The sequence below is a fragment of the Nocardioides sp. NPDC004968 genome (assembly GCF_040608935.1).
In the GTDB taxonomy this organism is placed as follows: domain Bacteria; phylum Actinomycetota; class Actinomycetes; order Propionibacteriales; family Nocardioidaceae; genus Nocardioides.
The window spans coordinates 1-13433 of the sequence record NZ_JBEXJF010000054.1; the positions used below are offsets into that span (position 1 = coordinate 1).

At 71.5% G+C, this 13433-nt stretch carries 12 protein-coding genes; all 12 read right to left on the reverse strand.

Features of this window, described 5'->3' with window-relative positions; genetic code table 11:
- Positions 1–124: 124 nt before the first annotated feature.
- Complete coding sequence (locus ABZU72_RS27325) at positions 125–1627, reverse strand: aldehyde dehydrogenase (NADP(+)) (protein ID WP_355021919.1); 1503 nt, start codon at positions 1625–1627, stop codon at positions 125–127.
- Positions 1624–2811 carry a fumarylacetoacetate hydrolase family protein gene (locus ABZU72_RS27330; RefSeq protein ID WP_355021920.1) on the reverse strand — a complete coding sequence of 396 codons (1188 nt, stop codon included), beginning with the start codon at positions 2809–2811 and terminating at the stop codon, positions 1624–1626. Before ABZU72_RS27330 ends, ABZU72_RS27325 begins: the two co-directional genes overlap by 4 nt.
- 14 nt (positions 2812–2825) lie before the next feature.
- Positions 2826–3614: an enoyl-CoA hydratase/isomerase family protein gene (locus ABZU72_RS27335; RefSeq protein ID WP_355021921.1), complete on the reverse strand. Its 789-nt coding sequence runs from the start codon at positions 3612–3614 to the stop codon at positions 2826–2828.
- On the reverse strand, positions 3611–4750 hold the full coding sequence (locus ABZU72_RS27340; RefSeq protein ID WP_355021922.1) for a hypothetical protein: 1140 nt from the start codon (positions 4748–4750) through the stop codon (positions 3611–3613). Before ABZU72_RS27340 ends, ABZU72_RS27335 begins: the two co-directional genes overlap by 4 nt.
- Positions 4750–5967 carry a CoA transferase gene (locus ABZU72_RS27345; protein WP_355021923.1) on the reverse strand — a complete coding sequence of 406 codons (1218 nt, stop codon included), beginning with the start codon at positions 5965–5967 and terminating at the stop codon, positions 4750–4752. The genes ABZU72_RS27340 and ABZU72_RS27345 overlap by 1 nt, the downstream gene beginning before the upstream one ends.
- A 36-nt stretch (positions 5968–6003) precedes the next feature.
- Complete coding sequence (locus ABZU72_RS27350) at positions 6004–7143, reverse strand: aldose 1-epimerase family protein (protein ID WP_355021924.1); 1140 nt, start codon at positions 7141–7143, stop codon at positions 6004–6006.
- On the reverse strand, positions 7140–7898 hold the full coding sequence (locus ABZU72_RS27355) for an SDR family oxidoreductase (protein WP_355021925.1): 759 nt from the start codon (positions 7896–7898) through the stop codon (positions 7140–7142). Before ABZU72_RS27355 ends, ABZU72_RS27350 begins: the two co-directional genes overlap by 4 nt.
- Before the next feature lie 26 nt (positions 7899–7924).
- Positions 7925–9103, reverse strand: coding sequence for a mandelate racemase/muconate lactonizing enzyme family protein (locus ABZU72_RS27360; RefSeq protein WP_355021926.1), 1179 nt, complete (start codon positions 9101–9103; stop codon positions 7925–7927).
- A gap of 242 nt (positions 9104–9345) precedes the next feature.
- Positions 9346–10038, reverse strand: coding sequence for a hypothetical protein (locus ABZU72_RS27365; protein ID WP_355021927.1), 693 nt, complete (start codon positions 10036–10038; stop codon positions 9346–9348).
- A gap of 18 nt (positions 10039–10056) precedes the next feature.
- Positions 10057–10722 (reverse strand): metalloregulator ArsR/SmtB family transcription factor, encoded by a 666-nt coding sequence (locus ABZU72_RS27370; RefSeq protein WP_355021928.1) that lies wholly within the window; start codon positions 10720–10722, stop codon positions 10057–10059.
- Positions 10715–12043, reverse strand: a complete 1329-nt coding sequence (locus ABZU72_RS27375) for an MFS transporter (protein ID WP_355021929.1) — start codon at positions 12041–12043, stop codon at positions 10715–10717. Before ABZU72_RS27375 ends, ABZU72_RS27370 begins: the two co-directional genes overlap by 8 nt.
- Positions 12040–13398, reverse strand: a complete 1359-nt coding sequence (locus tag ABZU72_RS27380; RefSeq protein WP_355021930.1) for an MBL fold metallo-hydrolase — start codon at positions 13396–13398, stop codon at positions 12040–12042. Before ABZU72_RS27380 ends, ABZU72_RS27375 begins: the two co-directional genes overlap by 4 nt.
- Between the last annotated feature and the right edge of the window lie 35 nt (positions 13399–13433).

Consider the following 13433-nt stretch of genomic DNA (forward strand, 5'->3'; position numbering starts at 1 on the left):
AAGGCCCAGGACTTCTTCGCCGGGAAGCCGAGCCGGCAGGGCGCTGCCAGCTCGGCCGACGCGGCTGACCTCTCGGCCGACGCGGCTGACCTCTCGGCCGACGCGGCTGACGCCTCGGCTGAGGTCAGGCGTGCAGCGTGCCGTCCACGCGACGGGGTGTGCCGGTGTGTTCGTCGCGCAGCTCCTCGGGCAACAGCTCCTGCGGCGCGTCCTGCCACACCATCGGGCGCAGGAACCGGCGCACGGCGGTGACGCCGACCGAGGTGTGCAGGGTGTTGGTGGAGGGCCACGGTCCGCCGTGGTGCTGCGCCCACGAGACGCGTACGCCGGTGGGGAAGCCGTTGAAGACCAGGCGGCCGGCGATCGGGGCGACCGCCTCGACGAGTCGCCGGGTCAGCACGGACTCGTCGGTCTCGGAGTGGATGGAGGCGGTGAGCGATCCGGGCACCTGCCTCAATGCGGCGACGAGGTCGGCCTCGTTGGCGTACCTCACCACGACGGCAGCGGGGCCGAAGCACTCCTCGAGGATCTCCGGGAGTCCCGCCGAGCCGGTCACCAGGAGTCCCGCGGCGGCCCAGGCGGGCTCGCTCTGCTCCTGCGCCCTCACGGCGGCGGTGACGCCGGGCGCCGTCGCGAGGCGGACGAGGATCTCGCGGTAGGAGTCGGCGATGCCGACGTTGAGCAGCGGCTGCGCGACCGACCCGGCCAGGATCGCGGCCAGCTCGTCGACCAGCACGTCGCCGGCCTCCCCGGCCGACACGAACACGAGTCCTGGCTTGGTGCACAGCTGCCCGGCCGACCCGGTGATCGACGCGGCGAGACCCTCGGCGATGGCTGCACTGCGAGCCACCGCGGCGCCGGGGGTGACCACGAGCGGGTTGAGGCTGCCGAGCTCGCCATAGAACGGGATCGGCTCGGGGCGCGCGTTGACCAGGTCGAGCAACGCCCGGCCACCGGCGGGCGAGCCCGTGAAGCCGACCGCCCTGATGAGCGGGTGGACGACCAGGTCGGCCCCGGCCTGGCGGCCGTGGACCAGGCCGACGGTCCCGGGCGGCAGCCCGAGGTCCTCGACCGCGGCGCGCAGCGCGTCGAAGGCGAGCTGGGAGGTCAGCGCGTGCGACTCGTGCGCCTTGACCACGACCGGGCACCCGGCCGCGACCGCGGACGCGGTGTCACCGCCCGGCACCGAGAAGGCGAGCGGGAAGTTGCTAGCCCCGAAGACGGCGACCGGACCGAGCGGCACGAGCATGCGGCGTACGTCGGGGGCAGGCCCGAGCGGCGTCTGGCCGGCGTGGTCGATCGCGGCCTCGAGGAAGCTGCCCTCCCGGACGGCCTCGGCGAAGAGGCGCAGCTGGAAGCTGGTGCGGCCGACCTCGCCCTCGAGACGCGGCCGGGGCAGCCCGGTCTCGGACATCGCGGTCTCGACGAGCCGGGCGCGGCTCTCCTCGAGCCGGTCTGCCATCGCCTCGAGCAGGCGGGCACGCCCCTCGCGACCCAGCGCTGTCAGCGCCGGCACGGCGGCCTGCGCCTCCGTGACGACCCGGTCGACCTCCTCGGTGGTGGTGGCTCGCAGTCCGGTCGGGGTCTCCTCGCCGGTGGCGGGGTTTCGGGAGGACAGGACGGTCACAGCAGCTTCCTTCCGGCGAGGTTGCGCATCAGGTCGGCGACGCCGAAGTCCCACGGCGCGCACTCCTCGCTCGACCTGACGCGGTTGACGAGGGTGCCGAGCTCGGGCGCGGAGATCCGGACGACGTCGCCCGAGTGGTGGGTGAACCCCATGCCGGGCTCGTCCCGGTCGTCGGAGGGCGCGAACATGGTGCCGAGCAGCAGCACAGCGCCGTCGGGGTACTGGTGGTGCGGGCCGATCAGCTGGCGAACCAGATCCGCGGGATCGCGGCTGATCGCGCGCATCGACGAGGTGCCCACCATCTCGAAGTCGTCCTCGCCACGCACCTCGAGCGAGACCGTCATCGCGCGCACATGGTCGAGGGTGAAGCCGTCGTCGAAGAGCCGTACGAACGGGCCGACGGCGCAGGCGGCGTTGTTGTCCTTGGCCTTGGGCAGCAGGAGCGCCGAGCGGCCCTCGACGTCGCGCAGGTTGACGTCGTTGCCGAGGGTGGCGCCGACAATCCGGCCGTCGGAGGCGACGACCAGCGCCACCTCGGGCTCGGGGTTGTTCCAGCGCGACGCGGCCAGCACCCCGACCTCGGTGGCGGTGCCGACCGCGGACAGCGGCTGGGCCTTGGTGAAGATCTCGGCGTCCGGTCCGATGCCGACCTCGAGGTACTGGCTCCACATGCCGCGCTCGCGCAGCACCTCCTTGAGCCGCTGCGCCTCCGGCGAGCCGGGGACCAGCTCGTCGAGCCCGCCGCCGATCGCCGCGGTGATCTCGGCGCGTACCGTGGCCGCGGCGTCGGCCTCGCCCCGAGCACGTTCCTCGATGAGCCGCTCCAGCATCGAGACCACGAAGGTCACCCCGGCGGCCTTGACCGCCTGCAGGTCGACCGGCGCGAGCAGCCAGGGACGGGCGGGGTCGTGGCCCTCCGGCGGTGTGTTGGCGAGCAGGTCGGCCACCGTGGCCAGCGGCTCGCCGGGCACGTCGGCGACCGCGGCGGCGGGGTCGGTCTGCTCGCAGAGGTCGCGCACCGTCGGGAACCTCCCGCTCACGTCGTACGCCGTGCCGTCCCGCACCACGACGACGCTCGGGCCTCCTGCTTCCGGGTCCCAGATACGCCCCGCGAGCGTCGGGACGGCGCCATCGGTGGGCAGGGTGGCGGCCAGGTCGGGCGCCCAATCGGTGGTGACGGTCATCGGTGGTCCTCAGGTCAGGCTCGGACGAATCGGGGTGCGCGCTTCTCGGCGAACGCCGCGCGGCCCTCGGCGGCGTCGGCGGTCGCGAAGCAGACGGTCTGGATGTCGCGCTCGTAGGTGACCGCCTGCTCCAGAGGCATGTTGGCGGCGGCGGCCAGATTGGCCTTGGCGGTCTCGACCGCAATGGGCGCGCGGCTCGCGATGGTCTCGGCGAGCTCGAGGGCTCGCGGCAGGAGGGCGTCGGGATCGAGCACCTCGCTGACCAGACCCCAGGCGAGTGCCTGCTGCGCGTCGATCGGATCCCCGGTCATCAGCATCACCGCCGCGTTGCTCGGGCCGATCGAGCGGGCCAGCAGCGCCGACATTCCGCCGCCGCCGATCCAGCCGAGCTTCACCTCGGCGGCGGCGAGCTTCGCGGTGGTCGAAACCAGCCGGATGTCGCAGATCAACGCGGTCTCCAGGCCGCCGCCGAGGGCGTACCCGTTGACGGCGGCGATGATCGGCTTACGCAGCACCTTGAGCGAGTCGCAGTAGTCCTCCCGGTTGCGGAAGGCCCAGGGGCTGGCGTACTTGTCGAGCTCGGCGATGTCCGAGCCCGCGCAGAAGGCGCGGTCGCCGGCGCCGGTGAGCACCACGACGCGGATCTCGTCGGTGTCGTTGCACCAGCGCGCCAGCGCGACGAGCGCATCCGACATCTCCTGGGTGACGGCATTGAGCTTGGCGGGCCGGTTGAGGGTGATCACGCCGACGTGGCCGTGCTGCTCGAACAGCACCTCCGGGCAGGTCGACTCGGGTGCGGTCATCGGGCAGCTCCTTGCGGTTCGTGCGGCAGGGTGGCCAGGTGGAGGTCGTCGATCCGAGCGAGGGCGGCGGTGGTGCTGATCGAGCCGACCAGGGCCTCACGCACGACCTCGGCGGCCTCGGTCTGGAACGTCACGTAGCCCGGATGACGGGGCCGGACCCACGCCCGTTCGACCGTCTCCAGAGTGCCTCGGTAGAAGTCGCCCACCGGCTCGTTCACCGCCGGCGAGGTCCACGCGGCGCGTGCGGACGGCTGGCCGGCGTGTGCCGGGATGAAGTCCTGCTGCACCGGCGCTGACATGAGGTGGCGCACGTGATCTAGCAGCTCAGGCGTGACCTGGCACCGTGTCGTGAGGGCCAGGCCGGTCCCGCCGAGGGTGGAGCCGGGCCGCGTTCCGGGTGCCAGCGTGGGCGCGTCGGTGAAGCGCACCGGACGGTCGAGCGTGGTGTCGGCGTAGGTGACGTAGCCGTAGACGAGCGGCACGTGGGCGATCGTGTCGCCCTCGGTCATCTCGGCGAGCAGGCCGATCGGGTCGAGGTCCAGGGTGTGGTGCGGCGCCCGCGCGGCCAGGTCGACCATCAGCTCGAGTGCCTGCCGTCCGACCTCGTCGGAGACGAAACGCTCGGCTCCCCCGGGCTCCTCCCCCAGCGCGACGCAGACCGAGGCGAAGGTCAGGAGCGCGTGCGGGCCCGCGACCGAGAGCGCGACCGGCGCCCGCCGGGACAGCGCGACGACCTCCGCCCACAGCCGCGGCACGGCGACGTCCGCGAGGCCCGTGCGCGTCGCGGCGACCTGCGTCGCGGCGTCGAGAGGAACCGCCCACAGCCGTCCGTCCATGACGTACGACGCCAGGCTGGGCCCCACCGCCGCGGCCGCCCACGCCGACACCTGCTCGTGACCGACGAGGTCGTCGAACGACTGCAGGCAGCCGCGTGCGAGCGCCTCGCCGAGGTGGGGATGGTCGAGGACGACGAGGTCGTAGTCGGCGGCGATCTCCTCGATCGGGGTCGACTCGAAGCCGCTGAGCGGGTGGACGTCCCAGGTCAGGTCCAGGTCGCTCGCCTCGGCCGCCGCAACCAGTGCATCCCGGCCGCGCGGGTGGTCCCAGGTCAGGCCGCGGAAGGTCGGCGGGGTCATCAGACCGGCTGCTCGGGACGGGTCTCGGCGACCACGCCGTCGGCGGTCAGCACCGCGATCTCGTCGCCGGTGAACCCGGCCTCTGCGAGCAGCTCTCCGGTGTGCTCCCCGACCAGGGGAGCGCCCCGCTCGATCGAGGCCGGCGTACGGGAGAAGGCGTACGGGAATCCGGGGGTCGTGACCCGGCCCTCGGTGGGGTGGTCGTACTCGACGAAGGTCCCGTTGTGCTTGATCTGCGGGTCCTCGACCAGGGCCGCGTAGTCCTGGACCGGGCCGCACCAGATGCCGGCGGCACCGAGGGCGTCGAGCCACTCGGCCGTCGTACGCAGCACCAGCCTGTCCGCGGTGCGGCGGTGGACCTCGTCCCGGTGGCTCCAGCCGTGCACCTCCGAGCTCATCTCGGCGAACGCGGGCTCGTCGATGACCTTGCCCAGCGTCGGCAGGTCGGGCATGGCGAGGGCGAGGAAGCCGTCCGCGGTCTTGAACGTGCCGTAGGGCGCCCGGATGTAGACGTGTGCGTGCGGCTCCGCGCTGCGCTGCTGGGGCACCTTGCCGGCCACGAACACCGACAGCTCCTGCATCTGCAGGGTGGTGATCGCGTCCAGCATGTTCACCTTCACCAGCTGCCCCTCGCCCGTACGCTCGCGGTGCAGCAGCGCCGCCAGAACAGCCTCGAACGCGGTGGAGGCGGTGACTGCGTCGACGAGGTACTGCCCCGCCGGCTGCGGCGGCTCGCCGTGGCGACCGGTCGAGAGCATCGCGCCGCTGCGGGCCTGCAGCAGCAGGTCCTGCCCGGGCTGGTCGACGTCGGGGCCGTCCTCGCCGTAGCCGGACATCGAGACGTAGACCAGGCGCGGGTTGATCGCCGAGAGCGTCGCGTAGTCGACGCCGAGCCGTTCGGCCACGCCTGGGCGGTAGTTCTGGAGGAACACATCGGCCGTCTCGACCATCCGCAGCAGCACCTGCTTGCCGGCGTCGGCCTTGAGGTCGACGGCCAGGGAGCGCTTGTTGCGGTTGAGGGAGAGGAAGGAGACGTTGATCTGGTTGCCCTGCGCGCCGCCGGCCGCGGCGTGGCGCTGCCACTCGCCGGTCACCGGCTCGACCTTGACGACGTCGGCGCCCAGGTCACCCAGCCGCTGAGCGGCGAACGGGCCGGCCATGGCGATCGAGCAGTCGAGGACGCGGTAGCCCTCGAGGATGCGGGGTGTGGTGGTCATCGGTTCGGGACTTCCTTGCCTGGGTGGGTTGGCGGGTCAGTCGGGCTGGTCGCCGAGTGCGCGGATCGCGGCGCGGGAGGCCCGGACGTCCTCCGCGCCGTCGAGCACGCGGATCGTGGTGGTGTAGCTGCGCGAGTCGCCGTGCTCGAGCCAGGTCATCGAACGGTCCTCGCGGGCGGCGGCGTCGCCGGCGACCGCGTGCGTCGAGGGCTCCAGCCCGATGGCGTACTGGCCGCTGCGGAGGTTCTGCCACTCGAAGAAGTGCGGCATCGTGGCGGAGTCCCAGGAGACCTCCACGCCGAGGGTCTCGTCGCCGCGGACCAGTGCGACCCGGTGCCGCCCGTCGCCCTCGGCGACGAGAGTGTGCTCGTGGACCTGCTCGACGAACCGGGGCTGCGGCTCGGGGAGGGTGCGGTAGGAGACGCCCTGCTCGGCGACCGAGTCCGAGCACCACGGGGTCTCGCTGATCGCGGCGACGAACTCGGTGCCCGCATCGACCAGCGGCCAGCCGAAGTTGAGGTGGTAGAGGAACATGTGAGGTGTCGGGTCGAAGCCGAGGTTGTCGACGACGTCGTGGAGGCGGATCTCGAGCCCGTCGAAGTCGGCCTCGATCGTGCGGGTCAGGCGCAGGTGCTCACCGAAGGACGTCGCCTGGACGACCTCGCCCCGCACCCGCAGCACGCAACGGTCGCCGTCCCACACCTCGCCGGCCTCGAGCAGGCGGCCCGGGATCGCGGTGAGCCGGCCGTGCAGGCCGTGGTTGACCGTTTTCTTGGGAGGATAGTTGTACGCCGTCGCGTCGACGTCGCCGCCGAAGAGGGTGTGGTCGAGGCCGCCGGAGACCAGCAGGCCGTCGAGGGCGCGCAGCCAGGACAGACCGCCTTCGTCGTGGTGCTCGTGCAGGCCCGGATGGCGGAAGCCGTTGCCGCTGCGCCACCCGAAGGGGACACCCCGCAGCCGGGCCGCGCCGAGGTCGAGCGCCCGATCGACCAGCACCTCGAGCTCGAGCCCGGCCGAGGTACGCAGCTGCACCGCACGTACGCCGCGCTCGGAGCCGTTGTCGAGGACGACCTGGCGTACTCCCGCGACGGACTCCGTGTCGCCGGTGCGCTCGCGCAGCTCCCGCGGCGTGAGTCGGTGTCCGAAGATGTCCAGCTTGTTGTCGAGATCGCTCATTGCATGTTCCATCCGCCGTCGACGTTCAGGGTCTGCCCGGTCATGAAGGACGCGTCGGGCCCGACCAGGAAGGCGACCACCGCCGCCAGCTCGGCGGGCCGGCCGCGCCGATTGAGGGACTGGTGGTCCAGCACGTGGGCCGTGTAGGCCTCGGGATCCTCGTGGATCTCCTCGGCCTTGGTCGGGAAGGCACCCGGGGCGACCGCGTTCACGCGGATGCCCTGAGGGCCGAGCTCGCGCGCGAGCGCACGGGTCAGCGCCACCGCCGCTCCCTTGGTCGAGACATAGCTGGCGAGCTTGTCCCAGCCGCCGGAGAAGGTGATCGAGCCGATGTTGACGATCGAGCCACTCCCCCGCGGCGCCATCAGCCGGGCCGCTGCCTGGGCGGCGACGAAATAGGCCCGCTGGTTGACCGCCACCACGTCGTCGTACTCGCTGACCGGGATGTCCAGGAACGGCGTGGCCGGATAGATCGCGGCGTTGTTGAGCAGCACCTCGAGCGGCCCCAGCTCGCGCTCGGCCTCCTCCAGGGCGGCGATCACTGCATCGGCGTCGCGGACGTCCACGGGCAGGGTGACCTGCCGAGCTCCGGTCGCCTCGACCTCGGCGGCTGTGGTGGTCAGTGCGTCACCCGGCAGGTCGAGCAGGGCGAGCGAGAAGCCCTCCTGCCCGAGGCGTACGGCGCTGGCGCGGCCGAGCGAGCCACCCGCTCCGGTCACCACGGCACAGCCGCGGGTCGGGGTCTGGGACGTCATCTGGCTGGTCCTTTCGTGTGGGCAGGTCAGCGTGCGGCGGGGCCCTGGGGGCGCGGGCGAAGTGAGGGTTTGCGGACGAGCCGGCGACCGGCCCGCTCCGGACGTACGTGGGGGCCGCCGTGGCGTCCCCAGTCGGCGGCCTCGTTCATGTGCTCGATCGCCCCCTCGTCGACGACCAGGCCGAGACCGGGGAGGTCGCCGAGCACCAGGTGCCCGTCCTCGATCTCCTGGTCGGACTCGATACCGAAGGGCAGATGCAGGTCCTGCACCTCCAGCGAGAGGTGGTTGGGAACGACCGTGGCTGCGTGGGCGATCGGGTTGGCGTTGTAGCCGACCGGGCTCACCGGCAGGTCGAATGCGAGCGCGAGGGCGGCCACGCGCAGGAAGTGGCTGATCCCCCAGACGCTGCCGGTCTGCACGACGTCGACCGCGTTGGCCTGCAGCAGCGGCCGGAACTGCTCGAGCCCGGTGAGGTTCTCCCCGGTCGCGACGGCCGCACGCACCGACTGGGAGACGCGAGTCAGGCCATCGACGTCCCACCGGCGCACCGGCTCCTCGACCCAGGCGAGGTCGACCGACTCCTCGAGGCGGCCGATGTGGCGTACGGCCTCCTTGCGTGACCAGGACTCGTTGGCGTCGAGCATCAGCGCCGGCGCGGCACCCGTCCGGTCGTGGAAGACGTCGCTGACGAGGTGGAGGCGCCGCAGATCGGCTTCGACATCGAGCCCGCCCTTGATCTTGACGGCCGTGAAGCCGTGGTCGGCGAACCGGGTCTGGAGGGCGGCGAGCTCGTCGTCGGTCAACGGACCGTCCAGGCCGGAGGCGTACGCCGGCACGATCCGGTCGCGTCCGCCGAGCAGGCGCCACAGCGGTTGGCCTGCCGCCTTGGCCTTGAGATCCCACAGCGCCATGTCGAGTGCTCCGATCGCTCCGAACACCGCACCGCCGTGCCCGGACTTGAAGACCCACGACAGCATCCGGTCGTAGAGCGCCTGCACGGCGATCGGGTCCTCGCCCTCCAGAGCGGGGAAGACGACGTCGAGGCCCTGGTGGTGGCCGAGGCCGATGCCCTCCAGTCCCGAGTCGGTGGTGAGCACGACGATCGGAACGACTGTCTTGCCCGATCCGACAGCGCCGTTGACGTCGCCGATGGGACGACCCCAGTCGTGCACGGTCGTCAGCGTGCGATAGCCCGTGATGCGCATGGTTCGGCGGCCCCTTAACTCTTTCATGGAGTCCGTGAATCATCAGACATCATTTGTCTGTTGTCAACTGTATGCTGTCTGCATGCGGGGTACCCCACCGGCGCTCACGGCAGCCCGGGTTGATCGAGGCCTGCTGGCGCCGCCGCGCGCCCGCTCCAGGCTCGGACGCCGTACCTGATCAGCTTCATCGCGCCCACGAGGAAGGCGGCCAGGCAGGACTCCGTCGTATCGCCCCTACGAGGTCAGCCGGGAGTGTCGACGAAGACGCGGCCCATGGCGAAAATGCCGCGCTGAGGGATCCAGAAGTCGCCGAGGCGCGCCTGCTGCGGCAGGGGCGCCGGCAGACCCGCATCCGCGCCGTTGATCGTTGCCGTCGCGTCGACGACTCGCCAGATCCGGAGCGGGTTGGCGTCGAACGGGAGACCGTTCGCCGTGAGCCCGGTCATGGAGACCTTGCCGACCCCGAGCGTTGCCGACGCCATCGCGCCCATCGCCCTGAGCATCGCCGTCGAGCGCCAGGCCGCCATCGGCATCCCGCCACCCATCGCGTTCATCACTCGCGTCATCGGCGATGCCGCCAGGGTGAGGCGCCAGTCCACGCGCCCCTCGGCTGCCACGAGCAGCTGCGCGGGCCCGTCCCAGGTCACCTCGATCGGAACGACCACAGACTCCTCGACGCCGTGCCCGAACCACCTCGAGCACGCGAACTGCGGCTGCGCCGACTCGTAGAAGTGCCAGGACCCGTCCGGCTCGCGATGCCAGATCGAGGTGAACTGCTCCCCCACCGACGACGCCGTCCACCGCCGCAGCCCCAGCACATGTCCCGACTCGAAGGTCTGCCCCATCACCCCGTAACCCGCGACACGCTCTTCCGACCCCGGCGGCAGCTGCGGATGCCGCTCGGACTCCTCGGCGTACTCACGCGGTGGCCCCATCTTCACAGGCTAGACCCCTCAGGCCGCCCCGTCGCGTTCCAGGAGACCTGCGATGCGCCACTCCAGTGCTCCGTCGACCGCGCGGCCGGCCCGGAAGCCGCGCTGGTGGAGAAGGCGTACGGCATCGTGCGCGAGCACGCAGTACCGGCCACGGCAGTAGGCGACGATCTCGCGGTCGGCCGGGAGCTCGGAGAGGCGGGCGGCGAGCTCCTCGACGGGGATGTGGAGGGCGTCCGGGAGGTGGCCCCCGGCGTACTCGGGCTCAGGCCTGACGTCGAGGATGACGACCTCTCCATCGGCGATGCGAGCGAGGAGCGTCTCGGTGGTGATGGCTTCGGTGTCCTCGGGGCCCAGGTAGGCGGCGCGGGCGCGTTCGGTGTGGGGACGATGCCGGAGGGCGACGCGCCTGAGGTCGTCCCACAGACCCGCGACGTCGTCGGCGACGAGGGAGTAGTAGATCCGCCTGCCGTCACGGCGGGTCTCGACGAGCCCCGCTTCGCGCAGGATCTGCAGATGGGCTGAGCAGGTGCTGATGGCGAGGTCGGCGGCGTCGGCGAGAGCCTCGACGCTGCGCGGCCCTTGGGCGAGCAGGTCGAGGAGCTCGAGGCGCCCGGGGCTGGCCAAGGCCTTGCCGACTGCGGCGAACTCGGCGAACAGGGCGTTCTTGGCGGCGCGGTCACCCACGGGAGGCTCCTTCACTGTCATCGGCGCCGGCCCGGGAGGGTCGCGCGCTGCGGTGGTGGGTCTCGTACATCCGGAGGGCGACGACGAGGGCGGAGATCGCGCTGATGGCGGCTGCCGCCCAGACGGCAGCACGGAGGCTCCACAGGTCGGCGACCACGCCGCCCATGAGGGCGCCGACCGCGTAGCCGAGGTCGCGCCAGACCCGGTAGATGCCGACGGCTCGTCCACGCCAGACCGGGTGTGCGACGTCCCCGATCACGGCGAGGAGCGTCGGGTAGACCATCGCGGTGCCGGCACCGAGGAGCATGGTGCCCGCCGCCCACGGAGCGAACGTGTCGGCGGCGGCGATCACCGCGAGGGCAGTCGCCTGGGTGAACATGCCGATGCTGATCAGGTGTTTGCGGCCCCACCGGTCGGACAACGCTCCGGTGAGCAGCTGGCCGAGGCCCCAGACCGCCGGATAGAGCGCGAACAGCACCCCGATCTGACCTACGGGCAGGCCCGACGTAGCGAAGAGCAGGGGAAAGAGCCCCCAGGAGAGTCCGAAGTTGAGGTTGTTGACCAGTCCGGCCTGGCTCGCCGAGGACAGCGACCTCTCCCGGAAGCTGGTCTGGACGAAGACCTCACGGTTGCTGAGCTCGCCGTGGAGGTGGTCGTGAAGTCCGTCGGCTCGCGGAACGTGACCGGCGGCTTCCGCATGCGCATGGCCCCGGGTCTCCTTGACGGCGAGGACCGAGAGCCCGAGCGCGAGCGCGGTGTAGGACAGGCCGAGCAGGAAGGGCGCAGGGCGAAGGCCATGGTGCGCTGCCAGGTAACCGGCGGCGAGTGAGGTGAGGGCCACGGCTCCGTAGCCGGCGGCCTCGTTGAGTCCCATCGCGAGGCCGCGTTGCCGGGAGCCGACGAGGTCGATCTTCATGATCACCGTGGTCGACCACGTCAGACCCTGGTTGATGCCCAACAGCACGTTGGCGACCACGACCCAACCCCAGCTGGGAGCCCAGATCAGCATCAGGGGCACCGGTATCGCGACCAGCCATCCGGCGATCAGCACTGGCTTGCGGCCGTACCGGTCAGACCAGGTTCCCGCGAAGTAGTTCGCGGCGGCCTTCGCGATCCCGAAAGCGATCACGTACGTGAAGATGAACGCGTATCCGCTCAGCCCGAACTCGCGTTCGGCGAGCAGCGGCAGCACTGTCTGTTGCTGACCGACCATGCCGCCGACCAGTGCGTTGATCGCAACCAGGAGCGTGAACTGGGCGGCGTTGGCCCGCAGTCCGAGGCGAGGCCGGGCGCGGGGGTCCTGTGCGTCGACCTGGTTCACGATCCCGCCTCGAGACGGTGCCCGGTGGCGTCGGCCCAGTCGTCGGGACCGCCGACGAGAACGGCAACATCCTGCCGGCCCGCCCGGGCCAGGAGGCTGGCAGCGCCCATGGCGCGTTCGCCGTGGCCGCACATCACGACGGTCGGGCCATCGTGGGCGCTGCTCGCTGCCCTGTCCGGCAGGTCGCCGAGCTCGACGTGCGCAGCGCCAGGGATGTGACCGGCAGCGAACTCGCTGGTCTGCCGGATGTCAAGCACGCTCGCGCTTCCGATGTGGCGAGCGTTGACGAGCGGGATGGAACCGGTCGGGCGCCCGCCCTGCTCCCAGGCGCCGATGCCGCCGTCGAGCTCACCGATCAGGTGGTCATGGCCGATCTTGCGGGCCTGCCAGAGGATCTCGGCCGGGTCCTGGTCGGTGTCGCGGACGATGACGACCGGCTTGGCCGCAGGCAGGAGCCATCCGAGCCAGGTCACAAACGCCGGTCGCAGCGGGATCGACACCGAACCCGGCAGATGGGCTGCAGCGAAGTCCTGGACCGAGCGGACATCGACGATCTCGGCGCCGGTCTCCCGCAGCCGAGCGACCGCGCCGGGCGACAAGCCGGGCAGCGAGTCGCCCGCGACGAGGTCGGGTCCGCGGCGGTTGATCTCGCCGAGGGTCAGGAAGTACGGCGGGAAGCTGCCGAGGGAGTCGAGCAACTGTTGGACGAAGGCGTCCTCGGACTCCGCGCGAAGCAGGGAGTTGGTGGCCCGTTCGGCGCCGATGGTGGACGTCCGCTCGGTGCCTGGAGGTGCCGAGCAGAACGAACCTGCGCCGTGGGTTGGCCATACCGCCACGTCGTCGGCGAGCTCGGCCAGTCGCCGGAGAGACCTGTACTGAGCGCGGGCGAGCTCCTCGGTCCGCTCCGGAGACACGAGGTCGGTACGTGCGGCCGAGCCGACGATCAGGGAGCCACCGGTGAACACGCCGACGACCCGGTTGTCATCGAGCAGTTCGAAGGCGGTGTGCTCGTGGGTGTGGCCCGGCGTGGCCAGTGCCCGCAGTCTCAATCCGCCGAGGTCGATCTCGTCGCCGTCGGAGAGGCCGCGGTGCGGGAACTCCCGGTCACCCGCCCGCGACGCGAGGACGCTCGCCCCGGCGTCGGCGGCCAGCTGCACCGCCCCGCTGAGGAAGTCGGCGTGCAGATGGGTGTCGGCGGCGTACGCGATCCGCAGGCCGCGGCGGTCCGCTTCGGCTCGAATGGCGCGCAGGTCACGGCTCGGATCCACCACGAGCGCCCGTCCGTCGGACAGATCCACCAGGTAGGCGGAGTTGCCCAGCCCTTCATCGACCACCGGGATGACAGAGATGCCCATGAAGCGACCCTACGTCATTCCAAGGAATATTGGAA